The 24,336-nt window shown below is 59.4% G+C and carries 27 protein-coding genes and 1 other RNA gene; 21 read left to right on the forward strand and 7 right to left on the reverse strand.

Features of this window, described 5'->3' with window-relative positions:
* Positions 1-84: 84 nt before the first annotated feature.
* From PSR63_RS18545 to PSR63_RS18645, 21 genes are all read left to right on the forward strand, one after another.
* Complete coding sequence (locus PSR63_RS18545) at positions 85-1,167, forward strand: restriction endonuclease subunit S (protein WP_274334209.1); 1,083 nt, start codon at positions 85-87, stop codon at positions 1,165-1,167.
* Positions 1,164-3,269 (forward strand): DUF262 and DUF1524 domain-containing protein, encoded by a 2,106-nt coding sequence (locus PSR63_RS18550; RefSeq protein WP_274327169.1) that lies wholly within the window; start codon positions 1,164-1,166, stop codon positions 3,267-3,269. The genes PSR63_RS18545 and PSR63_RS18550 overlap by 4 nt, the downstream gene beginning before the upstream one ends.
* Positions 3,270-3,274: 5 nt before the next feature.
* A complete protein-coding gene (locus tag PSR63_RS18555) occupies positions 3,275-6,736 on the forward strand; it encodes a type I restriction endonuclease subunit R (RefSeq protein ID WP_274327170.1) in 3,462 nt (1,153 codons plus the stop codon).
* Entirely contained in the window at positions 6,733-7,092 is a 360-nt protein-coding gene (locus PSR63_RS18560; protein ID WP_274327171.1) for a helix-turn-helix domain-containing protein, read from the forward strand. The genes PSR63_RS18555 and PSR63_RS18560 overlap by 4 nt, the downstream gene beginning before the upstream one ends.
* A 5-nt stretch (positions 7,093-7,097) precedes the next feature.
* Entirely contained in the window at positions 7,098-7,850 is a 753-nt protein-coding gene (locus PSR63_RS18565) for an ImmA/IrrE family metallo-endopeptidase (RefSeq protein ID WP_274327172.1), read from the forward strand.
* A 129-nt stretch (positions 7,851-7,979) separates the two neighbouring features.
* On the forward strand, positions 7,980-9,170 hold the full coding sequence (locus PSR63_RS18570; protein WP_274327173.1) for a hypothetical protein: 1,191 nt from the start codon (positions 7,980-7,982) through the stop codon (positions 9,168-9,170).
* Positions 9,139-10,059 (forward strand): hypothetical protein, encoded by a 921-nt coding sequence (locus tag PSR63_RS18575; RefSeq protein ID WP_274327174.1) that lies wholly within the window; start codon positions 9,139-9,141, stop codon positions 10,057-10,059. The genes PSR63_RS18570 and PSR63_RS18575 overlap by 32 nt, the downstream gene beginning before the upstream one ends.
* A 119-nt stretch (positions 10,060-10,178) precedes the next feature.
* Complete coding sequence (locus PSR63_RS18580) at positions 10,179-10,547, forward strand: hypothetical protein (protein WP_274327175.1); 369 nt, start codon at positions 10,179-10,181, stop codon at positions 10,545-10,547.
* A gap of 220 nt (positions 10,548-10,767) precedes the next feature.
* Positions 10,768-11,352 carry a sigma factor gene (locus tag PSR63_RS18585; RefSeq protein ID WP_274327176.1) on the forward strand — a complete coding sequence of 195 codons (585 nt, stop codon included), beginning with the start codon at positions 10,768-10,770 and terminating at the stop codon, positions 11,350-11,352.
* 76 nt (positions 11,353-11,428) lie between these two features.
* Complete coding sequence (locus PSR63_RS18590; RefSeq protein ID WP_274327177.1) at positions 11,429-11,734, forward strand: hypothetical protein; 306 nt, start codon at positions 11,429-11,431, stop codon at positions 11,732-11,734.
* Complete coding sequence (locus PSR63_RS18595) at positions 11,731-12,810, forward strand: RecB family exonuclease (protein WP_274327178.1); 1,080 nt, start codon at positions 11,731-11,733, stop codon at positions 12,808-12,810. Before PSR63_RS18590 ends, PSR63_RS18595 begins: the two co-directional genes overlap by 4 nt.
* A gap of 14 nt (positions 12,811-12,824) precedes the next feature.
* On the forward strand, positions 12,825-13,610 hold the full coding sequence (locus PSR63_RS18600; RefSeq protein ID WP_274327179.1) for an ATP-binding protein: 786 nt from the start codon (positions 12,825-12,827) through the stop codon (positions 13,608-13,610).
* Positions 13,607-14,071 (forward strand): DUF669 domain-containing protein, encoded by a 465-nt coding sequence (locus PSR63_RS18605; RefSeq protein WP_274327180.1) that lies wholly within the window; start codon positions 13,607-13,609, stop codon positions 14,069-14,071. The genes PSR63_RS18600 and PSR63_RS18605 overlap by 4 nt, the downstream gene beginning before the upstream one ends.
* 185 nt (positions 14,072-14,256) lie before the next feature.
* Positions 14,257-14,709 carry an ERCC4 domain-containing protein gene (locus PSR63_RS18610; protein WP_274327181.1) on the forward strand — a complete coding sequence of 151 codons (453 nt, stop codon included), beginning with the start codon at positions 14,257-14,259 and terminating at the stop codon, positions 14,707-14,709.
* A complete protein-coding gene (locus PSR63_RS18615; protein ID WP_274327182.1) occupies positions 14,702-16,888 on the forward strand; it encodes an AAA family ATPase in 2,187 nt (728 codons plus the stop codon). The genes PSR63_RS18610 and PSR63_RS18615 overlap by 8 nt, the downstream gene beginning before the upstream one ends.
* Positions 16,885-17,151 (forward strand): DUF3310 domain-containing protein, encoded by a 267-nt coding sequence (locus PSR63_RS18620; RefSeq protein WP_274327183.1) that lies wholly within the window; start codon positions 16,885-16,887, stop codon positions 17,149-17,151. Before PSR63_RS18615 ends, PSR63_RS18620 begins: the two co-directional genes overlap by 4 nt.
* Complete coding sequence (locus PSR63_RS18625) at positions 17,148-19,709, forward strand: phage NrS-1 polymerase family protein (protein ID WP_274327184.1); 2,562 nt, start codon at positions 17,148-17,150, stop codon at positions 19,707-19,709. Before PSR63_RS18620 ends, PSR63_RS18625 begins: the two co-directional genes overlap by 4 nt.
* A 451-nt stretch (positions 19,710-20,160) precedes the next feature.
* Complete coding sequence (locus PSR63_RS18630) at positions 20,161-20,412, forward strand: hypothetical protein (RefSeq protein ID WP_274327185.1); 252 nt, start codon at positions 20,161-20,163, stop codon at positions 20,410-20,412.
* Positions 20,333-20,596, forward strand: coding sequence for a hypothetical protein (locus PSR63_RS18635; protein ID WP_274327186.1), 264 nt, complete (start codon positions 20,333-20,335; stop codon positions 20,594-20,596). Before PSR63_RS18630 ends, PSR63_RS18635 begins: the two co-directional genes overlap by 80 nt.
* Positions 20,593-21,936, forward strand: a complete 1,344-nt coding sequence (locus PSR63_RS18640; protein ID WP_274327187.1) for a DNA modification methylase — start codon at positions 20,593-20,595, stop codon at positions 21,934-21,936. The genes PSR63_RS18635 and PSR63_RS18640 overlap by 4 nt, the downstream gene beginning before the upstream one ends.
* A complete protein-coding gene (locus PSR63_RS18645; RefSeq protein WP_274327188.1) occupies positions 21,933-22,361 on the forward strand; it encodes a DUF1937 family protein in 429 nt (142 codons plus the stop codon). Before PSR63_RS18640 ends, PSR63_RS18645 begins: the two co-directional genes overlap by 4 nt.
* Here the strand turns inward: PSR63_RS18645 and PSR63_RS28230 are convergent.
* The 7 genes from PSR63_RS28230 to PSR63_RS18675 form a co-directional block, all read right to left on the reverse strand.
* Positions 22,274-22,495, reverse strand: a complete 222-nt coding sequence (locus tag PSR63_RS28230) for a DUF4314 domain-containing protein (RefSeq protein WP_443111048.1) — start codon at positions 22,493-22,495, stop codon at positions 22,274-22,276. The genes PSR63_RS18645 and PSR63_RS28230 overlap by 88 nt on opposite strands.
* 9 nt (positions 22,496-22,504) lie before the next feature.
* Positions 22,505-22,759 carry a hypothetical protein gene (locus PSR63_RS18650; RefSeq protein ID WP_274327189.1) on the reverse strand — a complete coding sequence of 85 codons (255 nt, stop codon included), beginning with the start codon at positions 22,757-22,759 and terminating at the stop codon, positions 22,505-22,507.
* Positions 22,760-22,985: 226 nt separating this feature from the next.
* On the reverse strand, positions 22,986-23,186 hold the full coding sequence (locus PSR63_RS18655) for a hypothetical protein (protein ID WP_274327190.1): 201 nt from the start codon (positions 23,184-23,186) through the stop codon (positions 22,986-22,988).
* Between the two features lie 14 nt (positions 23,187-23,200).
* The gene (locus PSR63_RS18660) at positions 23,201-23,614 is read right to left on the reverse strand and encodes a winged helix-turn-helix domain-containing protein (RefSeq protein WP_274327191.1); all 414 of its coding nucleotides are present in this window, start codon (positions 23,612-23,614) and stop codon (positions 23,201-23,203) included.
* 29 nt (positions 23,615-23,643) lie between these two features.
* Positions 23,644-23,716, reverse strand: an RNA gene (locus PSR63_RS18665) — hammerhead ribozyme type II.
* Entirely contained in the window at positions 23,717-23,971 is a 255-nt protein-coding gene (locus tag PSR63_RS18670) for a hypothetical protein (RefSeq protein WP_274327192.1), read from the reverse strand.
* Between the two features lie 24 nt (positions 23,972-23,995).
* Entirely contained in the window at positions 23,996-24,328 is a 333-nt protein-coding gene (locus PSR63_RS18675) for a DUF7678 domain-containing protein (RefSeq protein ID WP_274327193.1), read from the reverse strand.
* Between the last annotated feature and the right edge of the window lie 8 nt (positions 24,329-24,336).

Genomic DNA, 24,336 nt, shown 5'->3' on the forward strand with positions numbered 1-24,336 from the left:
CGACCGACTGCCGTGCGGGGCTCAGGTTATCGAATGGTCAATATGGGCGAGTTATTCGCCTATGACCGCATCGGCGGCCAACCGATGGAGAGAGTGCAACTAAATGAGCGTGAATTGACTGTCGCAACACTAGAACAAGGCGATCTCCTATTTGCCCGATCTTCACTGAAGGTTGAGGGGACGGGAAAGTGCTCACTCGTCGTTTCACTTCCTGAAACTACGACATTCGAATCGCATCTCATTCGCGCACGACTAGAGAGGACCAGAGCAGATTCGCGATTCTACTTCTACTTCTTTCAATCGTATGTTGGACGAGCCACAGTTCTCTCAATAGCAAAACAAGTTGGCGCCGCAGGGCTTGCGGGAAGCAAGTTGGCAGATCTCAAGGTGCCGCGGCCTCCCCTCGACACGCAGGTGAGGATTGCCGACGTCCTCACTGCCTATGACGACCTGATCGACAACAACCAGCAGCGCATGAGCTTGTTGGAAGAGTCGGCGCGGCTTCTCTTTGAAGAGTGGTTTGTCCGTCTCCGCTTTCCCGGGCACGAGCACACCCGGATCGTCAAGGGAATCCCCGAGGGTTGGGAACGTCGGCCACTGGGCGACTGCGCGAAGTTCCTTTCGGGTGGGACACCCAGGAAGTCGCGACCAGAGTTTTGGGAGGGACACATTCCCTGGATCAGTTCCAAAGAGATGACACAACTTCGCCTTCAGGATTCGTCACTTCGAGTCACTCAGGAGGGAGCAGAACAGGGAACCCGACTTGTCCCGACAAACACTATACTGGCCGTCGTTCGAGGGATGTCTCTGGCAAAAGAATTCCGTGTTGCCGTCTGTAGCCAACCGGTGACATTCAACCAAGACCTCAAGGCGCTTGTAGCCGTTTCAGACATTCGGCCTGAGTATCTCTTCGCTTCGCTCGTGTCACAGCGTGATCAGATCCGCGATCGTGCCACAGAAGCCTCACATGGTACGAAGAAACTAGACACTCCGGTGTTGTCCGCAGTGCCGATCCTGGTCGCGCCGGAGCGACTTCAGCGAGCGTTCTGTGACTGGGTCGTTCCAATGAACAAACTCTGGGACAACTGCTGGCGACAGAATCAGAAGCTGCGCGAGGCACGCGACCTTCTGTTGCCGCGCCTAATGAGCGGGGAGGTGGCAGCATGAAGGCCGAAGACGTCAGGCTCACACAACTGCTGGAAGGCCCGAAACAGTTCATCGTCCCGGTGTTCCAGCGAGATTACAGCTGGGGAACGAAGAACTGTCTGCAGCTGTGGAAAGACATCGTCCGGGTCGGCTCAGACGACAACGCGAAGGCGCACTTCGTCGGTTCCGTTGTCTACATCGCCGCCGAAGACACGTCCGCAAAGATCACACGCTGGCTGCTCATAGATGGCCAGCAGCGACTCACCACACTGGCGATTCTGCTGGCCGCGCTTCGGGACCATATCCCGGAAGATGAAGAGGATGAGGAACCTCACGACGAAGAGGGACTCCCCTCAAGAGTCGAGCTGGAGGACTACTACCTGTGCAACATCCACGGGAAAGGCGACCGTCGTTACAAACTGCACCTCCGCCGCGCCGACCATGAATCGCTGACGGCAATGATGGACCGGAAGGATTTCCCGAAGGAATGCTCAGAACGGATTCGGGAGAACTTCGAGTTCTTCAACGAGCAGCTCGCCAACGCCGATCTGGATGTAGTCTATCGCGGAGTCAAGAAACTGGTGGCGGTCGACGTCTGCCTGACGCGCGGCCAGGACGATCCGCAGATGATCTTCGAGAGCCTGAACTCCACGGGGCTCGACCTGACACAGGCGGATCTGATCCGCAACTTCGTGCTGATGCGTCAGGAGGAAGAGGTGCAGACGCAATTATACCACGACCACTGGCAGCCGATTGAGTTGGCGTTCGGTGCCAGATACCGTACCGACTTCGACAAGTTCGTCCGGGACTATCTGACGCTGCTGCTCCGTCCCAGCAAGCCCATCAAAGCCGACGAAATCTACCAGAACTTCCGGAACTACTTTCACAGCGTCGCCAACGGTACATCAATCGAGGAGATCCTGGCGCGGCTGAAACGATTCGGCGAATACTATGTGGCCTTCATTCTTGGGCAGGAAACTCAGCCGAAACTGAAAGAGGCCTTTCGCCGCCTGCGTGGCCTAGTCGAAGTGGCATCACCGGTAATTCTGCGGCTGTATGACTGCCACGCCCACGCCAAGACACTGTCGCTCGATGAATTTGTGGCGGCGGTTGAGATTCTGGAAAGCTATGTCTTTCGCCGCTCGGTCTGTGCCATGCAGACCCGGAGTCTCGGCCAGATCTTCGCATCCCTCGCGGCTCGCATTCGCGACGACGCTCCTCTGCTAAGTCTGGAGGTGTCGCTGTACCGGCAAGGGAAGAAGCGACGATTCCCGACCGATGCAGAGTTCCGCGAAGCGCTGGAGACGCGAGATGTCTACGACATGCGTCATTGCCACTACCTGCTGGATCGGATCGAAAACGACAGTAAGGAGAAGATCGACACGTCGGAATTCACGATCGAGCACGTAATGCCTCAAAATGAAGATCTGCGTCCGGAATGGCAGGCGATGCTCGGTGCCAACTGGCAGTCGATTCGCGAGGTGTGGTTGCATCGGCTCGGGAACATCACGCTGACGGCGTACAACCCAGAGTACAGCGACCGTCCGTTCGACGAGAAAAAGACCATCGACAACGGGTTCCTCGACAGTCCGCTGCGGCTGAACAAGTACATTCGCGAACAGACAAAGTGGACACCTCTCGAGATGGAGGCCAGGGGCAAAGACCTGACGGCGCGTGCGATCAAGGTGTGGCCAGCCCTGGTGGTGGATCTGGAGGCTGTACGGGCAGCAGAGCTGGAGGAAAGGAAAGCAACGGCAGCCAAGTACAGCGTCGACAAGCTGGACATGGACCCGGTCAGCAAGGAGCTTTTCGATGCGTTGCGCCCACATGTGCTCTCGATGGGTGAGGATGTAGTCGAGTTGTGCGGTCCGAAGAGTATCACGTACCGAGTCTATGACTTCTTCATGGAAGTGGTCCCCCGGAAACAGAGGCTGGCGCTGATTCTCAACCTCGATTTTGCCGAGTGCGAGGATCCAACGCAGCGAGCAGTCGATGCGACCGAGTATGCATTCATTCCCAATGCCTCGGAGAATGGAGGAGTGTTGTTCAGCATTGTGACTGAAGACCAGGTTTCAGCCGCATTGCACGTGATCCGGCAGGCGTACGAAAAGGTTTCGGAGTAGCAGCGATGGCGATCACCGGCATCAACAGTGAAGATCGGCTGGTCCAGAAGACCTTCGCGGACTACCTGCATCAACAGCTGGGCTGGGAGAGCGTTTATGCCTGGAATGACGAGACATTTGGCCCAACCGGGACGCTGGGACGAACCACCGAACGCGATGCGATTCTGCTTCGAGATTTGCGGGATGCGATCACAAGACTCAACCCGCAACTGCCGGAATCGGCCCGCGACGAAGCTCTCCACAAGCTGACTCAGGTCGACTACGCCCGGTCGCTTGCTCAGCACAACCAGCAGTTCTTCAAGTACATCCGGGACGGCGTTCCGGTCACGTGGCGTGACTCAAATGATGAGATGCAGCATGACCATGCCCGTGTGATTGATTTCCGGAACGGTCAGACGAATGGCGTGCCGAACAATCGTTTTGTCGCCGTCCGAGAGTTGAAGATTCAAGGGCTCCGGGTGCCGCACTACAACCGCCGTGCGGACCTGGTCTGTTTCGTGAATGGCCTGCCGCTTGTGTTCATCGAGCTGAAAGCCGTTTACCGAAACATCCGTCAGGGTTTCGACAACAATCTGACCGACTACCTGACCGAGCAGGTCATCCCGCATGCCTTCCACCACAACGTGTTTCTGGTCGTCAGCAACGGTGACCGTGCACGGTACGGCTCCGTCACCAGCGACTGGGAGCACTTCGCTGAGTGGAAACGTAACGACGAGAAGCAAAAGGGAGAACTGGACGCGAAGGTTCTGCTGGACGGCATGTTGGCGAAGGATCGGCTTCTGGACATCATCGAGAACTTCATCCTGTTCGATGACAGCCGGCCAGGCGGCACTCGGAAGATCGTTGCTCGCAATCATCAGGTGCTGGGCGTCAACAACGCTGTCGGCTCTGTGATGAAGCAGGAAGAGCTGAAGGAACAGTTTCCGCCGGAGAAACGACTGGAGTACCGGATCGCGACAGTCGAGTTACCGGAGTCCGAACTCTCCGAAGCAGATCAGATGCTTTTGGAGGCTGGTGAGGAACCAAAGACTGAAATCGCCAAGCGACCGAAGAAGCGACCGCGAGTGCTCGAATTGCCGCTTGTCGAACGAGCGCATCCGGACCTTGGACGGCTCGGGGTGTTCTGGCACACACAGGGCAGCGGCAAGTCGTACTCCATGGCCTTCTTCGCCCAGAAGGTCCGACGCATGGTCCGCGGCAATTTTACGTTTGTGATCATGACGGATCGCGAAGACCTCGATGACCAGATCTTCCGAACATTCGTGGGATGTGGCGTTGCCGACGAAAAGACTCCCCGGGCCGGTTCCGGCAAAGAACTGAAGGCGCTCTTGCAGGAGAACCACCGCTTCATTTTCAGCCTGGTCCACAAGTTCAATCAAAACGTCAGCCCGGACGAGCCGTACAGCACACGCGATGACATTATCGTGATCTCGGACGAAGCGCATCGAACACAGGCTGGTAAACTGGCCCGTAACATGAGGCTGGCGCTTCCGAATGCTTCCTTCATCGGCTTCACTGGTACACCGCTCTTCAAACATGACCACATTACGAAGCGAATCTTTGGAACGTACGTCTCGAAGTACGACTTCAAGCGGTCTGAGGAAGATCACTCCACTGTCCGGCTGGTCTATGAAAACCGGGGCGAGAAGCTGGGGCTCGCGCGATTGGACTTGAACGACCGGATTGCCGAGAAGGTCGCTGAGGCCGATCTGGATCAGGATCAGACTGCCCTGCTCGAGAAGCTTCTCGGCAAGGATTACGAGGTCATCACTGCCGACGATCGGCTGGACAAGTTGGCCGAGGATTTTGTCGAACATTGCTCGACGCGATGGCAGTCTGGAAAGTCAATGTTCGTTTGCGTCGACAAGATCACCTGCGCTCGTATGTACGAACGGATCATTCCTCGATGGAACGATCGCATCCTACAACTGCGTGCACAGATCCCCATTGCCGAAGCTCAGCTTCAGGCAACCACGAGTGACGATCTTCGCGAGAAACGCGCAGACGAACTTGCAGAACTGCATCAGCGGATCGCGTGGATGGAATCCACAATCATCGAGATCATCATCAGCGAAGCGCAGAACGAGGTGAAAGACTTCCAGAAATGGAACTTTGACATCGTGCCCCACCGCGAACGGATCAAACGAGGATTCACTGACGCGAGTGGACAGAATCTGAGTGTAGAGGATGCATTCAAGTCACCGAAACATCCTTTCCGGGTTGCGGTCGTCTGTGCGATGTGGCTTACAGGGTTCGACGTCGAATGTCTGTCAACTCTGTACATCGACAAGCCCATGAAGGCCCACACTCTGATGCAGGCAATTGCCCGAGCCAACCGTGTGTATCCGGGCAAGGACTGTGGCGTCATCGTCGACTACAACGGAATGTTGAAGAGTCTGCGGAAAGCACTCGCGCAGTATGCCGTAGGAGACGATGAGGCCACGCCGCCGGATGAGGTGGTCGAGCCGATTGAGAATCTTGTCGCGTCATTGGTTGATGCCCTTGATGCGGCAGAAGACCACTTGCGCGGACTCGGATTCGATCCAGCGCGTTTCGATGGAGCGAGTGGCTTCGATCGAATCTCTGCAATTCGGGATGGTGCCGACGCGGTCTGCGTGACGGACGAGGCAAAGCGCCGGTTCGAGATAATGGCGAGGGAAGTCTTCAATCGGTTTAAGGCACTTCTAACCGAACCGAGCGCATTTCAATACGCGTTGCGGCACGACAATCTCGAAGCGATCTACAAGAAGCTGGAAGAGAAGCGGGACACTGCTGATGTCACTGCCGTCCTGAAGGAACTGCATCGTGTCGTGAATGAGGCAATCCGGGCTGCAGGCCCTGGCGAGGACCATGCCGAGGGACTGACAATCGACCTGAGTCAGATCGACTTTGAAAAGCTGAAGGAGGAGTTCAAGCAAGTGCGCCGGAAAAACACGGCGTTACAAGACATTCGAGACGTCGTTGAAAGAAAGCTCCAGGCGATGGTGAATACGAATCCATTGATGATGGATTACTACCGCAGGTACCAGGAGATAATTGCGGACTACAACCGCGAAAAGGACAGAACAACAGTCGAGCAGACGTTCGCGGCGCTTGTCGCTCTCGCCGCGAGTCTTGATGAGGAGCAGCAGCGGGCCGTCGAGGAGGGGTTGTCTCCCGAGGAAATGGCGATCTTCGACCTTCTCAAACGAGACACTCTGACGAAAGGAGACCGGGAGAGAGTAAAGCAGGCCAGTAAAGCGTTGCTTCTGAGTATTCGCGACCTCTTGGCACCGATGGACCTTTGGACTCGAAATGCACAGACACAGGCCGAAGTCCAGACTTCGATTCTTGATTGGTTGTACGAAACCTTGCCGCAACCGCCCTTCACTGAAAAAGACACGAGCGATCTGGCGGAGCGGCTATATGAACATGTGTGGCAACAGAGTGAGGCGGGTATTTTGACTTCGGGCCCCACCCAATCATGACACGTACCGTTAACAAATTTGGCAAGATACTTCGCGCTCGCAGGCTCGAAATGAAGTTTAGTCTGCGCACATTCGCCAAGATGTCGGGCGTAAGCCCCACGTATCTCTCCCAGGTGGAACAAGGCAATGTGGATCCGCCTACGGCGGAGCGGGTTTCTCGGATGGCCGAGCTTTTGGAAGCGAACGTTGACGAGTGGATCTCGCTGGCCGGACGTGTCCCTGAAGATTTGCCGGAGATTATCCAGAGGAACCCGACCGCGATGCCGGAGCTGCTCCGCGAGGCAAATGGTCTGACTGCCGAGCAGTTGAAGAAGTTGATCGAAGGTGCACGCAAGATGAAGGAAAAGAAGGGGTAGAGCCGATGCCGCGACGCGCGAGTACGACGCGGAAGGAGCCGTATTTCACCAAGCAGCAACTCGAGGATGAAGCTAACTGCCTGCTGCACAAGTATGGCGAGGAACATGATCGCGTCGTTGAGCCGCCCGTGCCGATCGACGACATCGTCGAACTTCACCTCGGGCTGACCTTCGAGTTCAAGGACATGCAGGCGCTGTTCGGCGTCGCGGATGTCCACGGTGCGTTGTGGGTTAATGACCGGATCGTCGGAGTTGACCTCAGTCTCGATCCGCACGAGAACCCAGCGATGCTCGGTCGCTACCACTTCACGCTTGCTCACGAGGTGGGCCACTGGCAGCTGCATCGCCACCTATACCAGAGTCGCGCCAATCAACTGTCGCTTCTTCCCGAGGCGGAAGATCGCGCCGAGTACGTTTGCCGGTCGAGCGACAAGAGCCCGCTGGAGTGGCAGGCGAATTACTTCGCTGCCGCCCTACTGATGCCGCCGGAAATGGTGCGATCAGTGTGGCGCGAGCTTCATGGCGAACTGGATCCGATCTACTTGGAAGACTTGGACAAGAATCGAGACGCGATCTTGAACGAGGAGAGCCAGCGGCGTGGTGGTTACTCGGTGCCCGAAGACCGAATTCCCAACATCTTGCTGGAGCATGCCGCCCTTCCGTTGGCCGAGAAATTCCAGGTTTCGGCAGAAGCCATGCGGATCCGTCTGGAGGAGCTGGGGCTTCTGAAACGGAAAAAAGAGAATTTGCTGTTCTAGCCGACTGTTCACGTCAGGCAATTTCTGTATGCTAGCTGTTTACTGTTTATGGTACACGGACGCCCGCCGGGACAGACGGACGACCGGTTTCGTTTAACCCCAGCGCCACAGGCAAGGGAGTGAAAAACCATGGCAACGTTCCGACTCCGCCATTTCTCGAGCCCGCACGTTCTGCGGGGAATCTCGCCCGAACGACTGCTGTCGTTTCTCGGGCCATATCGCGAGTTCTTTCAGTCTCGCGACTACGAACTACCAACGGATGCCACCGAGGAGATCGACTACGAGGGGCTCGTTAGCATCTTCATGACGCCGACCGAGGACTCGCCCGGAGAACTGCTCGATGCGCTCTTCCTGGTCGACGAAATGTCGACGCCGTTCAGCATGGCGACACTCATTGATATCGCTGAGGAGGCGGGCTACGAGCTCGAGGATGGTGACGACCACACGCCGGCCGATATCGCGATTCAGATCTGGTTGCTTGATCCCGATATTCTCGAGCGTAAGCACGCTGAGCAGTTTCTGTTCAAACGGAAGTCGTTCGAGTACTTCCAGTCGGCGAATGACCCTCCACCAGAGTTTCCTGGCTTCCCTGCCGCGACGCGACGCCGCATGGAACAGGAAATGAACGACTGGTTCGAGTCGAAGAAGCGAGGGCGCGGGGTCCGGGTGTTTGCCTATCCAGACGAAAACGAGGTCCGGTTCCTGGTTCGACACGGTGAGCCGTTCAAGCGTGAAGAGACAATGAGCGGGGCGGATGTCGGCAGCGTCTGTTACCGGCCCCTCAAGTACGACGTTGTGGTCTACGATCGGCGAGTCGGCGAATTGCGTATCAACGCCAGCCTGGTTGGCGAGAAGCGATTCTATCGGCAGCAGTTTGGGAAACACATCTTCGGGGACGCTGATCATTTTCCAGGGAACGCGAAGTACACGCTCGAACCCCTGCGAGAATACGGCGCGGCGTCGTTGAACTGCTTTGAGGTCGATGAGATCGAATCGATCCGACTGACTGAGGTTCAGTTCCTTTCTGGTGGCCCGCACGGTTTGGTCGAGATCCTCAAGGCTTCCGACGTCTTCTCCGCCTTGGCTGATGCCGGACGTGACTTTCCAGAGCGAGACCGGATCATCAAGGCTGGATTCAAAGTCAAGTTCGCCGACTCTAAGACGCCTAGGTCCGTGAAGATCCGGCCGGCGAACATCGCCGACTACACCCGCGATGCCGACGCGAACGCGGTCGAACGTTGGCTCGCACTGCGGGGCTTCATCATCAACCAGGAGGCTGAGCAGCACGGTGAAGTCGCACAGACTGTGGCGGGCACTTGATCAAGTGCCGTTGGGCCAAGCTGTGCTGACCGAATGGGAGTCGTTGCTCGGCAGCGACTTTGATTCCACGCGTTCCCTGCTTGGTTCGGCGGACAAGATCGCTGGCTATTATCCCGCGCCGAATTCGAGGGATCTGCCATGGCGTGTCGTTGAGCATTGCCAGGATGATTTTGTGGCCGTCTGTGACCAGAGCGGTGACACGATTCCTCTGCGCAGACGCGACGTCGTTGTCTTCTCGCTGGACTTTCGTCGGCTGGCCAAAGAGCTCGCGGCCGCGTTCGAGTTCGCTCCAGCGTTCGACCCGATTCACGGTGTACCCCGGTGCTGGCGCGTCGGGACGATGGCCAAGTCCGGCGCTCCGGCGTTGCCAGTGCATCTTGTTGTTCCTGCTGGTTCCGGCGACCTTCGACGGGCCGTGGAATCCATCCGAGCAGCCGGCTTGGAACCAGGATCAATTCTGGTGCCAACACGAACCAGCGTGACGCCCGCCATCGAGACACTGCTGAACTTGAACAGGGCGAGACTGATTGTGCTTGAGGAGACGCTCGTTGCCCGCAAATCAGATAGCTGGGAGCGGGCTGGTGCGTCTGGTCCTCCCATCGATGGTCACCCGACTTCGACCGCAGCGGACATCCCATTGAGCGAACGGGCCCAGGCACTATTGATCGCACTCCACGAGATGAACGCATTGGATTCCGATAGCCGTAAATCGAACGCCGAAGTGACAGGACGCGCTTTCGGCCCACTAGCAGATCCGAACGCCCAGAAACGCGTTTGGGGCAAGCTGCGAAAAGCGAAGTACGTCGAATCAAAAGAAGGAAGTGATGGCGGATACTGGTTGACCGACAGTGGCGCGATGCGGGCGCGTCGACTTGGCGAGTCGATGTAACCGATTGGGCACCGTTCGGACTCCGATCGCGCACCGATTAAAACGGCCAATTCAGCGAGACTTCTCCACGTGAGGATCACCACTGCGGTGACCCAAAAACGTTCACGAGGAGAAGTGAAATGGTTGTTTCTGCACCCGCGCCCGGCGAGGGGCGTCATCCCAACTCGCGTCTTTCCAAGCAGGGACTCTCTCCCTGTCGAAGGCAGCTGCTCGAGCTGATGCAGCACGTCAACTTCGGTCGCCTGGAAGGCCTGACCGTCGTCGACGGCGACCCGGTCTTCGACCCCGCTCCGCGCAAACAGTTCGATATCAAGTTTGGCGGCGACAACGGACCGCGAGCTGAAATCAGCGCGGCCGACTTCCTGCTTAAGCAGCAAGTCATCGAGTTGTTCGCATTCTTCGACCAGATCCAGAACGGCGTGATTGACGTGCTGGAGATCAAGCATGGTCTCCCGTTCCGCATGGTCGTCACGGAGGTACCCGCCTAGCGATCGGGGTAGGCACCCTCGACTGATTTGCACTCTTGGAATTCTGAATCTGTTACCTGACTGTCTGCCGGACGCAAAGCGGAGGCGACTGTGGGCGACGCCGATTTTGGCGCGACTCGCATCGCCTCCGCTTTTTTCGTTGGCCCATGCACCCACGTCTCTGTCCGGCACTGCGCCCACTCAGTCACCGCTCCTTCTCCGGCGAAGGAGTAATCAACAAATGGCTGATGCCAATTTCAATCCGAATGACGATCGTTTCACCCGTGGACTCATCCGACGCAAGGTCAAGCAGTTGATCGGCCGCGTCGGATTCACCGGCCAGGACCGAGAGGACCTGGAACAGGAACTCAAACTTCGCGTGCTGCAGAGCATGGTGAAGTTCGACCCGGACCAGGCCCATCGGAATCGGTTCATCACGGCAGTGGTCGAGCGCTACGTCCGCAATATCCTCCGTGATGCGTCGGCTGAGAAGCGTGACCACACCCGTGTCTGCTCCCTCAATGTCGACATCGAGATCGCTGACGAGGGGCTCACTGAGTTCGCGCAGACCATCGATGCCCATCAGCACGACGGGCGACTGGGAACCGACAGCCGTCCTGATGCGGAACTCGCCGCACTGGCAATGGACCTGGCTGAGTTGATTTCCGACTTGCCTGATGAGTGGCAAACGCTCCTCGAGCTACGCAAGACCCATTCCATGACCGACATCGCGGTCTTAATGGGACGTCCGCGCACCACGCTCAACGGCTGGATGCATCGGATCGCGGACCGCTTCGAACAGGCTGGTCTTCACGAGTACCTCTGAGCTCGTTTCGTCAACTCACGTGGCAACCGGGTAGGTCAATAGATAGAGGCCCAGTTGTTCCCGTGAGGACTGAAACATGAGCAAGCAGATCTATCGTTACGCCTTCGCTGACGGGGTCCCGATCGAAGAGATCGAATCGTCGTTGGTGCTGGCCATCATGGCGACCGAGTCGCTGCACGGCGAAAGCCAAACGCGGCTCGACGTCGCCCACTATCTCGATCCGGTACGGCGTGGCTGCGTCGTCGACGCCAGCACGCCGGCCGGTCGGGATTTCAATCGCCTCTTCATCGGATTCGTGCGACGCGAATTCGGCGAAGACTCGTTCCGCGTCGAGCGCGTGGATTCCTGTTCCCAAGAACCCTGTGAGCCCGCCGCCGCATGAGCACGCAATCGCACCCTTGTTTCAACAGTGACGCAGCGACGGACGTCTTGGATCCAGCTTCCTCGAAAAGCGTCCTGACGTATTCCGCCCTCAACACGTTTCGCAATTGCCCGCGAAAATACAAGCATCGCTACGTCGACCATCTCCGTCCTCGCGAGCGTCCCGAGGCGCTGTCGTTCGGCAGCGTCATCCACGGTGCGATTGAGCTTTGGTATCAGTTGCCCGCGGATGACGGTCGCCTGTGGTCAGTGCTGGATTACATCGACCAGCAATTCCCCGAGCGCGTGGGCGACGAGCAGCAGATAGCCGCCTGGCATCTGGCTCGCGCCATGATCACAGGTTATGCGAGTCGCTACCCCAGCGAAGACTTCGACGTGGTAGAGGTCGAGAAGACTTTCACCGGCGAGATTCGCAATCCCGACACCGGTCGTCCCAGCCAGACGTTCGTGATCGCGGGTAAGGCGGACGCCATCGTCCAGCAGCCCGATGGGATGTATCTGCTGGAACACAAGACCGCATCCACCATCGATGCCAACTACCTCGACAAGCTGTGGACCGACACGCAGATCGCGCTCTACAGCCATTACCTCCGGCAGCTTGGCTATCCGATCGTCGGCGTGATCTACAACGTCCTGCTCAAGTGTCGGCTCAAGCAGAAAGCCGGTGAAACGCAGGAAGAGTACGAGGCCCGTCGCGCGGAACTGGCTGCCAAGAACAAGAGTGGCCGCTCCACCGCCAAGCGACAGATGCCCGAGTCGGACGAGGAGTATCAGGCCCGACTGGCTGAATGGTACGCGCGTCCCGAAGTGTTCCATCGCGAGCACATTTACTTGTCCGAAGATCGCCTGGCAATGCTCCAGGAAGAGGTCTGGGAAATCACGCAGCAGTACCTCGACGCGCGACGTCGGGGCAAGTGGCTGCTCAACACGTCGAGCTGTTTCTCGTACCAGCGACCGTGTGAGTACCTGCCTTACTGCCAGTCCGGATTCAATCCCAACGTCTCGGACAACCTCTACGAAATCGTTCCTCCGCACGAGGAACTCTCCCCGGCTGAATCCGACGCACCCCTGTTTTGAAAGGAGCACCCCGCATGGCACTATCGTTGCCGACACAACGCACCAAACCGATCACGGAGTTGGGCAAGCAGACGATCCTGCTTTACTCAGCGCCCAAACTCGGGAAGTCGACCTTCGCCAGTCGATTCCCCGAAGCGATCTTCTTCGAGTGCGAGCCCGGCCTCAGTCACCTCGAGGTCTACAAGGTCCCGACCTACACGTGGGAGGACTTCCTGGCCGCGTGCAAACTCGTGGCCCAGGGCGATCACCCGTTCAAAACGATCGTCATCGACACCGCCGACAACGCTTTCAAGTTCTGCAGCGAACACGTCTGTGGCAAGCATGGCATCGAGTACGAGGGCGACATGGGCCACGGCAAAGGCTGGGCCCTGGTCAAGAACGAATGGCACCGCGTGCTCACACGATTGGCCAGCCTTCCCTACGGTCTGATCCTCATCTCGCACGCGCAGGATAAGACCATCGAGACTCGCACCGGCGAGTACACCAAGACGCAGCCCAGTCTTCCGGATCGGGCCCGCAACGTCGTGCTCGGCCTGGTGGACATGATCCTCTACTGCGACGCGGTGCCGCGCAAGGAAGCCAACGGCACCGTGATGATCGACCGCATGATGCGCACCAAACCGCATCCCACCTACGAAGCGGGCGATCGGACAGGCCGGCTGCCTGATCCTCTTCCGCTCGACTACGACGCCTTCGTCAAGGCGTTTCAATCCGCTGCCCCCGGCTCGATTCCCGGCACCGGCACCGCAGCGGAAGCGACCAAGCCGGGAAGCACCCAAAACGGAAAGGTTAAGCGATGAGCGATTACGACGACAGCTTTGCGCCCGGCGGCAACAACGTCGATTTGAGTGACTTCGATGACGACTTCTCGTCGGCGGAAGCACCCAGTTTCGATGAGGTTCCCGACGGCAAATACCAAGTGCGGATCGATTCGGTACGGCTCGACCGCAGTCAACGCGGCGACCCGATGATCAAGTGGGATCTGCTGGTGATCGCCGGCCAGCATCAAGGCCGGCACATCTTCAAGAACTCGGTGATCACACCCGCGGCGCTGCCTTACGTCAAAGGCGACCTCAAGACGTTGGGACTCGCCCTGGCCAAGTTCAGCGACCTGTCCGAGCGACTGGACGATTTGCTGGACGTGACCCTGGAGATCACCAAGCGGACGCGCGGTGACTACACCAACGTGTACTTCAACAAGCGGATCGAGATTGCCGGTGGCAACTCGCAATCGCTGAGCGACGACGAGGTTCCCTTCTAGTCGATCGCTTGCCCGGCACCGAGCACTTCCTTTTGACCAAGGGTGCGGCCGGGGCGGGATGGCGTGCTCCTTGGGCGCTTTTCTGGTGCGTGTTCGCCGGGTCCGCACCAAGCCTGTGGGGCCAGACTCCCCGCGCCCGCCCCGGCTTTTTCTTTCGACACAACAACACGGACGGGAACCCCGGCATGGATTTTCAAATTGTCATTGATTCGCGTGAGCAGGAACCGTACGCGTTCTCCTGCTCCACCGTGCGGCGAAAGCTCGACGCGGGTGATTACTCGATCGCCGGTCACGAACTGAGCGTGGCCGTGGAGCGCAAGAGCCTGGCGGACTTTGTTCACACGGTGATTCACGACTTCCAGCGGTTCGCGGCCGAACTCGACAAGCTGCGAGCGATGGACGCTGCCTGCGTCGTCGTGGAAGCGGACCTCGATGCACTGCTCCGCGACCAGCATCGCGAAACGCTGCGGGGCGTCGCTCCAACCTCGCTGCTGGGCATGGCCCTCTACATCTCGCTGCGATGGATGGTCCCGGTCTTCTGGTGTGGTTCGCGGCAAGCGGCATGTGCGTTCACCGACGCCTACCTCCGAACCTTTGTGCGAACCCAAGCGGAACGTGGAGGTGCCCAGCATGGCTAGAAAGATCACCGGCACCGTTAATCGCGTTTACTTCAGTAGTCCCAAGTTCACAGCGGGAGTGCTCAAGACGGACAAAGACGCAACCGTTCGTTTCCGCGGGCCATTTTGCGCGAGCGAAGGCGACTGCATCACGCTCGTTGGCAAGTGGCAGAAGGATCCCAAGTACGGACCACAGTTCGCAGCCGAGAGCCTCAGTTACGAATTGCCCGAGAGTCCCGAGGGGCTGATTCAGTATCTGGCCAAGCATCCAGCGTTCGTTGGCATCGGCGAAGCGACGGCCCGGAAGATCGTGCAGTATGCCACCAGCGCCGCCAACTTGGACCGACTGATTCGCCAGGACCTGGACGAACTGCGGCAACAACTCCGCATCCCGAAGTCCACGCTCGTTTCGCTGCAGGAAGCCTGGATCGCCAACAGCGCCGACAACGAGATCCGCTCCTACCTGGCGGGGTTCGGATTGACCAACCACCAGATGGAGACGTTGCTCGAAACTTTCGGCAACTCGGTGGTGGGCGTGCTTCGTGCCGATCCGTATCAGCTGATTCGCTACGTCAAAGGCTATGGCTTCAAGAAGGTCGACAAGATCGCGCGAGCCATGGGGACGCCCAAGGATCACCCAGGCCGGATTGCGGCGGGACTGCTGTTCGTCGTCAGCGATGAACTGACATCGGGTCACACCTGGATCAGTCGAGCCAAGTTGATCGAGAAGGCCAACGACCTGTTGCTACTCGACGCGATGGACAGTCTCGATGTGATCGGTGCCGCCGTCCACGAACTGCTGGCCGATAACCAGCTGCTTGCCGATGGTAACGCCGTCGCGATTCCTAGGTGTGTCGAGGCGGAAGAGTACATCCAGTCGATCTTCGACACCTATGGCTGGACCGAGCGTCCTGTGCGGCGCGTGAAGCAGAACCTGGTCGGCCTCAAGCCTCGACAGGCGGAAGCCTACCAGACCGCAATGGCCTATCCGATAGTCGTCATCTCGGGTGGCGCAGGCACGGGGAAAACGTACGTCGTCGCGCGATTGGCCGACGCCTATGAAAAGGCAAATCTCCGCGTGGCCCTCTGCTCGCCCACGGGCAAGGCGGCAAAACGGATCGAAGAGTCGTTGCGGGCACAGGGAATTAACCTGGAGGCCAAGACGCTGCATCGGCTTCTAGGCTACGACGGGCACAAGTTCAATCGCGTCAGCCTCTCCGACCAAGCGCTCACCGAAGACGGCGACATCGATGAGGATGCCGACCCGCCCTACGACGTGGTGGTCGTCGATGAGGTGTCGATGGTTGATGCGCCTCTGATGGCGGAATTGCTGAAGCGGATCGATTTCACGAGGACTCGTCTTGTCCTGGTGGGCGATCACAACCAACTGCCACCCGTCGGCCCAGGGAACGTCCTGCGGGACATCATCGATCACAACCTGGTCCCCACGGTGATCCTCGACGAGGTCGTCCGGCAAGCCGGTATTCTGAAGACCAACAGCACGGCGATTCTCTCGGAGCGGATCGCGCCGACGGCAACGGGCGATCCCGCGTGGACCGTGGTGGACGCATTCAAGGACCCGCAGCAGATCCAGGTTTACTTACGGGAACTGGTGCTCGAGAAGATCCCCAGTCGCCTTGGGCTCGACCCAATCTCCGACGTTCAGATCATCACCCCAACGCACATCGGGACGCTGGGGACCAAGGCAATCAATCAGATGATGCAGCGGGTGCTGCACGGCAAAGTCGAGCGAAAGTTCACCGAAGGCGACAAGGTTATCCAGACCGTCAACGACTACGGGCTGGGTGTCATGAACGGGACGATTGGCCGTGTGATCGGTATCGAACCGGGCTCGGGCGGCGGTTACTGGATCGAATTCGATGGCTCCGGCCAGCGGCTGATTCAGAACGAACAGGTGCTCAACGTCCAGCTTGCCTACGCGCTGACAGCGCATAAGGCCCAAGGGAGCGAGTTCCCCTGCGCCGTAGTGCTCTGCCACAAGTCGCACTTCTTTGCCGATCGCAACTGGCTCTACACGGCCGTCACGCGGGCCAGCCGCTACTGCATCCTCATGGGCGACCGCTGGGGGCTGCACAACGCCGTGAAGAAAAACAGCACGATCGATCGGCGAACGTTTCTGAGTCTATGGGCCAGCCGCAAGGATGTGATCGCGGAATCACCGCTGGAGGTGCCGGCATGACCAGCGATAGCCACAACGGCCACGATCCCGTCGCGCGACCTCGCCACTACACCTTCGGCTCGATCGAAGTGATCGACGCCATCGAAGCGTGGGGGCTTGGGTTTCACCTGGGCAACGTCGTGAAGTACACAGCCCGCGCCGCGCACAAGGGTCGTTACCTCGAGGACCTTCGCAAGGCCCGCTGGTACCTGGAGCGAGAACTTCAGCGGCATGAATCGAATGCACCAGCAGAAGAGGAGCAGTCACAGGAGGCACACTCTTGAGTTCAGCGCCGGCCATTGACCCAAGCACCATCACCGAGAACGCTCCCGCGTGCATTCGCCAATTATCACAGTGGGTTGCGTGGAAATACGTCGAGCGCGACGGAAAGCCAACGAAGGCACCGGTGAATCCCCACACGGGGTCGCTCGCGAAATCCACCGAGCCCGACACGTGGGGCACTTTCGACAGAGCAATCGCCGCTTGCCAGAGCGATAGCGGGCTTGCCGGCGTCGGCTTTGTGTTCTCGGCCGATGACCAATACTGCGGCGTGGACCTCGATGACTCGATCAATCCCGACTCCCGTCAGCTCAAGGGCTGGGCGGCCGACATTGTCGAGCGACTCGATAGCTACACCGAGATCAGTCCCTCGGGCACGGGCCTAAAGGTCTTTCTCAAGGCCAACAAACCGGGCTCCCGCTGCCGCAAGGCCTACCACGACGGTGAAGTCGAGATCTACGACAACGGTCGGTTCTTCACGCTCACCGGGCAGCGCCTGGATACCGCATCCTTTGCGATAGAAGATCGCCAAGGCCAACTCGAGCAGGTCTATCGAGCCGTCTTTGGTGAAGACGATGGTCACACGGCGGGCTGTCCATCCACGACGCCTCGTCCCAAGCCGAGCGACAACGGTCACGTCTCGCTGGATGACGACGAGATCATTCAGCTCGCTTCCAACCAGCGACGCACCGGAGCGAAGTTCTCGGCGCTCTGGTCGGGCGACTGGAACTCGCACTTCAACTCCGCAAGCGAAGCGGACTCGTCGGTCGTATTCACGCTGGCGTTCTACACCAAAGATGCTGGGCAGATCGATCGGCTGTTTCGTCAGTCGGGATTGATGCGAGAGAAGTGGGATCAGTTGCACGGCGAGCAGACCTACGGCGAGATAACAATCGACAAGGCGCTCGCCAAGGTCACCAAGCAGTACAAACCAAAGGGCAAGCGGAAGCGATCACGACCCCAGCCACCACCGCCAACCAAGCCCGGCCTGCCGTCGATTCTGATCGATGACATCCAGCTCAGCGATCTGACCGACCAGGCACTCGCCGCACTCATCGGAGCCAACAAGCCACCCAGCGTATTCGTCCGTGCGGGATCCGTGGCCCGAGTGATGAGAGACGAGAACGGCGTTCCGAAGATTGAATCCTTCGATCGAGTGCGGATGCGTTGCCGGCTCTCAGAGGTCGCCAACTTCTTCACGCTTCGCAAGGGCGAAGGTGGAGCCTACGAGCAGGTAGGTACGAATCCACCGCTGTCGCTTGCGGAGAATGTCTTGGCCCAGACCGCCTGGGATCTGCCGCCGCTGGCCGGTATCGCCCGCGCTCCAATCCTGCGGCAAGACGGGACGATCTGCACGACGCCCGGCTACGACGCCCAGAGCCGGTTGATGTATTGCCCGGATCCGGATTTGAAGCTCGTGCCGATCCCCGAGTATCCCTGCGGCGAAGAGGTCCGAGCTTGCGTCGATATCCTGCTGGACGTGATCAGCGACTTCCCGTTCGCCGACGAACCGAGCCGAGCCAACGCGCTGGCAATTCTGTTCACGCTGCTGATGCGGCCGGTGATCACAGGGCATGTGCCGCTGGCGATTATTGATGCGCCGATGCAGGGAACCGGCAAGACGCTGCTGGTCACATCGCTTGCCACGATTGCGGTGGGCAACATCTCGTCCGAGTCGATCCCCTCGCGGGACAACGACGACGAGTGGCGTAAGAAGATCACGTCGATCTTGCTGGCCGCTTCGCCGTTCGTGCTGCTGGATAACATCCCGGACAACACCACGATCGATTCGCCGTCCCTTGCCGCCGCACTCACGAGCGATGAATGGTCCGACCGACTACTCGGTCGCAACAACGCGATCCGGCTGCCTTCACGCGTCGTCTGGGCTGCCACTGGCAATAACCTGCGGGTCGCCGGCGACATGCCACGCCGTAGCTATGGCATTCGGCTCGACGCCAATGCTGAGCGGCCGTGGGAGCGCACCGGATTCAAGATCAAAGGCCTCGAGCGACATATCCAAGAGCGGCGTGGTGATCTTCTCTCGGCAGCGCTGACGATCGTTCGGGCCTGGTACACGAACGGCAAGCCCACTGCGGATGTGCCCACGCTGGGCAGCTTCGATGAGTGGGCCGAGACCATCGGTAGCGTGCTGGCGTTCGCTGGGATCGACGGCTTTCTAGGCAACCTGGAGCAGACACAACTGGTCCAGGACGAGGATACGCAGCAGTGGGCTGCCTTCTTCGAGGCGTGGTGGGAAGCGTTCGAATCCACCCCAGTGGTGGTGGATGAACTGTGCCAACAGATCCTTGCGCACGGTGGCGTACAAGACCGCGCGCTGCCCGATCCGCTCGTTGTACAGCGCGATAAAGGCGAGGGCGCGCTGCGCAGGTCGCTCGGACGCCATCTCTCACGACTCACGGGCCGCATCTTCAACGGGCGCAAGCTGTTATGCGCCGGCAGCGACACGAAACGGAAGGTTCGACGGTGGAAGCTGTCGGGGTTAATAACCCCGACGAAAACCAATAACCCCGACACTAACCCCGACCAGCAAAGGCTTTGGTGAGAACATGTTACGAACTGCGTCGGGGTTATCGGGGTTATTTGCCGTCTATGCTTACACGTACGCGAGATGTACGCGCGCTGTAAGAGGCGTACACGTACATGAGCGCAATACAAGTAGCGGGAAAATAACCCGAGCAACCCCGCTAACCCCGACAGCGTCGATTTCGACCATCTGCCCGCCGGTTCTCAGCTGGCCGCTCGACCACCCCGTTCGCACGACGTTGGCCGACGTCGCGCGATCTCTCTTGGCTTGGCGCAACGCTCCGATCTTCTGGTCCATTGCGACACGACGCGACGTGTCGCGTCACGTGGCCAAGGCCCGCCCGCCGCCTGGCTGTTAACCCATAGGTACTTCCCGGCCCAGAAATGGACGGAAGACGCCAGCGGGAACAGCCGCAAAGCGCTAGAGAGTTTTATTTCCAGGTCCGCAGACAACGAAAGAGGAAAAACACATGACCGATTCACCGCAGGAAGCCCGGGGCCGAGATCGCTTCAACGAGATCGTGGTGCCGACGGCCAAGGGCCTGGAGAAGTTCTTCTGGAACCTCGCCTGGTTCACGTTGCTTTGCGTGTTGCTGCTTGGCGGCACGTGCATTCCCCGACCTAGCCAGCAAGGAGGCTCCCGTGATCAACAGCACGGTGCTGACGCTACCGGATCAGAGCATCTGCCTGATCTGCAACACGCGTCCGAAGTGGGGAACTGACGACCTATGCGACGCTTGTGCCTGGCGATTGCACGGCACCGGCGCTCAAGGCAGCCCGCCCATGATTGAACTGGTGGGCAGACCCAACGATCGACATCGCTCTGGCTTCGAACCATCCACCGACTTCGACGCCAGCCCCGGACAGGAAAACGCCATTCGTCACTTGGAGGACGCACTCTCATGAAAATCGAACTTCGCAAGCTGGCCGACATTCGGCCGTACGACAAGAACCCCCGCCTGAACGACAACGCGGTCGCAGCCGTTGCGGCATCCATACGTGAGTTTGGTTTCCGGCAACCGATCGTGGTTGATACCGACTCCGTCATCATCTGTGGACACACGCGCTACAAGGCTGCCGTGCAACTGGGCCTTGAGAAGCTGCCGGTCCACACCGCCAAGGATCTGACGCCCGAGCAGATCAAGGCGTATCGCATCGCCGACAACAAGACCGGTGAGCTGGCCGAGTGGAACTACGACTTGCTGCCGATTGAGTTGGGCGAGCTGCAATCATGCAATTACGACCTCGGCCTGTTGGGGTTCGACGCGGATGATCTTGCCAAGCTGCTCGACCCGGGCGTGAACGAAGGCCTCACGGATCCCGACGAGGTGCCGGAGCCACCGGACGCGCCGGTAACGCAGCCCGGCGACCTGTGGATCCTGGGGGACCACCGACTGCTTTGCGGCGACAGCAGTAAACCGGAAGACTTGGATCGCCTGCTGGACGGCGCGAAGATCCACCTTGTGAACACGGACCCGCCGTACAACGTCAAGGTGGAACCGCGATCCAACAACGCGATCGCGGCGGGCTTGTCGTCGTTCCAGGGCACCTCACACCACCAGAAGCTTGACGTGGAGCGTCACCCTGAAAAGGCGAAGCCGACCGGGAAGAAACTGCGAGCCAAGGATCGGCCGCTTGAGAACGACTTCGTTTCGGACGAGGAATTCAACCGACTGCTCGATGCCTGGTTCGGAAACATGTCTCGCGTGTTGGAACCCGGTCGCGGCTTTTATTGCTGGGGAGGCTACGCGAACCTCGGGAATTATCCACCGTTCCTCCGCAAGAACGGTCTTTATTTCTCGCAAGCGATCGTCTGGGACAAGCTGCATCCCGTGTTGACTCGCAAGGATTTCCTTGGGTGCTTCGAGCTTGCCTTCTATGGCTGGAAGGAGGGTGCCGCACATCGGTTCTACGGTCCCAACAACGTCCCCGATCTGTGGCATGTGAAGAAGATCCCGCCGCAGCAAATGGAGCATTTGACGGCCAAGCCCGCGGAACTGGCTGTTCGCGCCATGCAGTACTCGACCGTCGCTGGTGAAAACGTCCTGGACCTATTCGGTGGCAGTGGCTCAACGTTGATCGGCGCGGAGCAGACAGGACGCAGCGCATTCCTGATGGAGATCGACATGCCGTATTGCGACGTCATCGTCGACAGGTTTCAGCGGTTCAGCGGCAAGCAGGCTGTGCTGGAGCGAACCGGTGAATCGCCGATTCCAATGAAGGCGCGAGAGGAGGCGATGCGATGACGACCGCGCGAGGGGGCGACGGTAATCGCGGCATGATTTATCTGGCCAGTCCCTACTCACACGCCCAGCGCGAAGTGCGCGAGCGACGGTTCGAGATGGCATGCCAAGCAACGGCTCAGCTAATCCATCGGGGCGAGCCAGCGTTCTCTCCGATCGTGCATAGCCACCCGCTGGTGCGTTTCGGCTTGCCGACCGATTGGGAGTTCTGGCAACGGTGTGACCGTGCATTGATGAGCTGCTGCCGGGAGATCGTGGTGCTGCAGCTCGATGGCTGGCGTGAGAGTCGAGGCGTGCAAGCCGAGATCGATCTGGCGATCGACATGGACCTGCCGGTTCGCTACTTGCCGGCGGAGATGATTTCGAATTGGTCCGGAGGCGACACCAACATGAGCGTCCGACCGTCATCCCAGGAGACGTCGATCTGATGCCAGCGGTCCTTGCCTTCCCCGAAACTCGAAACACCGACGACGGTCCCGGTCTGGCAGGGCGCAATCGGATGGGGATCGTCACTCATGGAGAGCAGGCGGATGCGGTCGCCAGTGCGCGGAAGTGTGGTCATGGTCTTACCTCAGAGAATGCGGCCCAGCAGGCTGTTCTTCATGGCGTCGATTGCCATGCAGGCGTTGAGGTGCTCTTCGATCAACGCGTGGTCGTTCGTTTCCCCGATGCCGATGTCCGCGACCTCGAGCGTTTCGGCCAACGTGTGCAGCCCCTCGACCGCCTTGTAGTAGGCCTCGCGAATCTCCTGTGCCTGGTGCGGGTCCATCGTGCGGAAGGCTTCGCGGAGCCGGGTTTCGAGGTCGTTGGTCTTCTTGGCCGTCATGTCTGTTTCTCCTTGGTTGGTTTTTGGCGTTCGTCTTTGGACATGACACATGAGCCATGGAAAGCGGAACACATCAAGCGCCGTCGCGAACATTCCGGCAGTAATCTTTCGACGCGACACGTTGGCCAGTGTCGCAACCTTTCCGAAGCGACGCCCGACGACGCCAGCCACGAGAAAACGCCCGCACGCGGCAAGCGTCGGGCGTGTGTTGGCGGAACGTGGCCGCCTATCGGTATTCCTTGCGGGACGCGGGCTTGGGGCCCGGTAGAGGCGGGTCCAGCTCGTCGGCAACCGAGAGCAGCGTCTCCAGCAGGTCTTCGGCGTCGATCTTCCAACTGCGGAGGCCGTCCCCCAGTTCTTCATCGATGCGCCGCGCCACCTTGCGAAGCGCATCGGCCACGGCGTGTTCAGGTTGCTTGTCGGTCATGGCTTCGGGCCTCCTCAGCTCGCGCGGGCGAACTTGCCCCGTTCGCTCTTGATGAACCGCGCTTCGGATCCCTTCGCCTTGATCTCTCGAAGGATCGCGCTGTAGAGCGTGGCATGAGGCGTCTTGCCGCCGGGGCTGGTCCAGTACCCCTTCTCGGCCATCGCCTCGATCATCTCCTTGGTGTTGAGGGGCTCTCCGGCTTCCGCCAGCACCTTGGCGGCCGCGTCGAGCGCCGACGTGCGTTTGGGCTTGTCGCCCTTCGTCGCCTTCGGCTTCGCTGCCGCCTTCGGTTCGGCGGGAGGCGTTTCCGGCTTGGCCGCCTTCGCGGCGCGGGGCTTCGATGCCGGCTTGGTCGATGCAACCTTCTTGGGCGAGACCTTCTTGGCGGCGGCGGGCTTTCGGGTCGTGGTGGTCTTCTTCGTGGTCATCGGTGGTCTCCGATCTGTGGGTGGCGATGGTTTGGCTGCCATCATCAGGCGGCGGGAACCACCCGCCGCGACGCGCCGGCGTCGTCCGGTCGCGTTTCGGCTTCAGTACGCCACCTCCCAGGCTCGCTTGCTCCCGTAGCCGAGCTGCTGGCCTTCGCAGATGTAGAGCACCTGGTCCGCTTCGACGTCGTCGTCATCTTCGTCGTCGGGGTCGGCGTTGATCTCCTCGCCGGAAGCCAAGCCGAAGATCGTGTTCTCGAAGGGCCAGTTCTGCTGCGTCATCAATCGCACCTCGGCGTCGCCGCCAATCTCGTCGCGGTAGTCTTCGAGGCGCTGGATCAATTCGTCGATGGTCATGGTCGTTCTCCTGTTGGGTTGGCGTTAGCGTGCGTAGATGTGTTCGGCGAGGCCGGCGGCGAGGAAGTCGATCACCGCCTGCGTCTTGTCGGTGGCGGCGGGTACGTCGAGCCCGCGGTCCCAGTTGAAAACCGTCTGCTTCGTGTCGAGCCGGGCGATCCAAAGCTTCGAGATGCGGCTTTCTCCGATCTCCCAATCCGGGTTGTCGGCGTGTTCCGGAAAGACCAATGCGTCGAAGCGGAACTCGTCGATCGTTCCCGCCACCCAAGTCCCGCCCCCGGAAGCGCGGCGGGTCGTTCGCAGGATTCGCAGGTCGTCGCCCAGGTCGTACTCGAAAGGTTCGTGCGTGTCGGTCATGGTCGTTT

This window comes from Bremerella sp. P1, from assembly GCF_028748185.1.
Taxonomy (GTDB): Bacteria; Planctomycetota; Planctomycetia; order Pirellulales; family Pirellulaceae; genus Bremerella.

Bases quoted from the DNA above. Each gene is read 5' to 3' on its own strand.
- PSR63_RS18545 (WP_274334209.1), top strand. From the start codon at position 85: ATGGAGAGAGTGCAACTAAATGAGCGTGAATTGACTGTCGCAACACTA.
- PSR63_RS18550 (WP_274327169.1), top strand. From the start codon at position 1,164: ATGAAGGCCGAAGACGTCAGGCTCACACAACTGCTGGAAGGCCCGAAA.
- PSR63_RS18555 (WP_274327170.1), top strand. From the start codon at position 3,275: ATGGCGATCACCGGCATCAACAGTGAAGATCGGCTGGTCCAGAAGACC.
- PSR63_RS18560 (WP_274327171.1), top strand. From the start codon at position 6,733: ATGACACGTACCGTTAACAAATTTGGCAAGATACTTCGCGCTCGCAGG.
- PSR63_RS18565 (WP_274327172.1), top strand. From the start codon at position 7,098: ATGCCGCGACGCGCGAGTACGACGCGGAAGGAGCCGTATTTCACCAAG.
- PSR63_RS18570 (WP_274327173.1), top strand. From the start codon at position 7,980: ATGGCAACGTTCCGACTCCGCCATTTCTCGAGCCCGCACGTTCTGCGG.
- PSR63_RS18580 (WP_274327175.1), top strand. From the start codon at position 10,179: ATGGTTGTTTCTGCACCCGCGCCCGGCGAGGGGCGTCATCCCAACTCG.
- PSR63_RS18585 (WP_274327176.1), top strand. From the start codon at position 10,768: ATGGCTGATGCCAATTTCAATCCGAATGACGATCGTTTCACCCGTGGA.
- PSR63_RS18590 (WP_274327177.1), top strand. From the start codon at position 11,429: ATGAGCAAGCAGATCTATCGTTACGCCTTCGCTGACGGGGTCCCGATC.
- PSR63_RS18595 (WP_274327178.1), top strand. From the start codon at position 11,731: ATGAGCACGCAATCGCACCCTTGTTTCAACAGTGACGCAGCGACGGAC.
- PSR63_RS18600 (WP_274327179.1), top strand. From the start codon at position 12,825: ATGGCACTATCGTTGCCGACACAACGCACCAAACCGATCACGGAGTTG.
- PSR63_RS18605 (WP_274327180.1), top strand. From the start codon at position 13,607: ATGAGCGATTACGACGACAGCTTTGCGCCCGGCGGCAACAACGTCGAT.
- PSR63_RS18610 (WP_274327181.1), top strand. From the start codon at position 14,257: ATGGATTTTCAAATTGTCATTGATTCGCGTGAGCAGGAACCGTACGCG.
- PSR63_RS18615 (WP_274327182.1), top strand. From the start codon at position 14,702: ATGGCTAGAAAGATCACCGGCACCGTTAATCGCGTTTACTTCAGTAGT.
- PSR63_RS18620 (WP_274327183.1), top strand. From the start codon at position 16,885: ATGACCAGCGATAGCCACAACGGCCACGATCCCGTCGCGCGACCTCGC.
- PSR63_RS18630 (WP_274327185.1), top strand. From the start codon at position 20,161: ATGACCGATTCACCGCAGGAAGCCCGGGGCCGAGATCGCTTCAACGAG.
- PSR63_RS18640 (WP_274327187.1), top strand. From the start codon at position 20,593: ATGAAAATCGAACTTCGCAAGCTGGCCGACATTCGGCCGTACGACAAG.
- PSR63_RS18645 (WP_274327188.1), top strand. From the start codon at position 21,933: ATGACGACCGCGCGAGGGGGCGACGGTAATCGCGGCATGATTTATCTG.
- PSR63_RS28230 (WP_443111048.1), bottom strand. From the start codon at position 22,495: ATGACCACACTTCCGCGCACTGGCGACCGCATCCGCCTGCTCTCCATG.
- PSR63_RS18650 (WP_274327189.1), bottom strand. From the start codon at position 22,759: ATGACGGCCAAGAAGACCAACGACCTCGAAACCCGGCTCCGCGAAGCC.
- PSR63_RS18655 (WP_274327190.1), bottom strand. From the start codon at position 23,186: ATGACCGACAAGCAACCTGAACACGCCGTGGCCGATGCGCTTCGCAAG.
- PSR63_RS18660 (WP_274327191.1), bottom strand. From the start codon at position 23,614: ATGACCACGAAGAAGACCACCACGACCCGAAAGCCCGCCGCCGCCAAG.
- PSR63_RS18670 (WP_274327192.1), bottom strand. From the start codon at position 23,971: ATGACCATCGACGAATTGATCCAGCGCCTCGAAGACTACCGCGACGAG.
- PSR63_RS18675 (WP_274327193.1), bottom strand. From the start codon at position 24,328: ATGACCGACACGCACGAACCTTTCGAGTACGACCTGGGCGACGACCTG.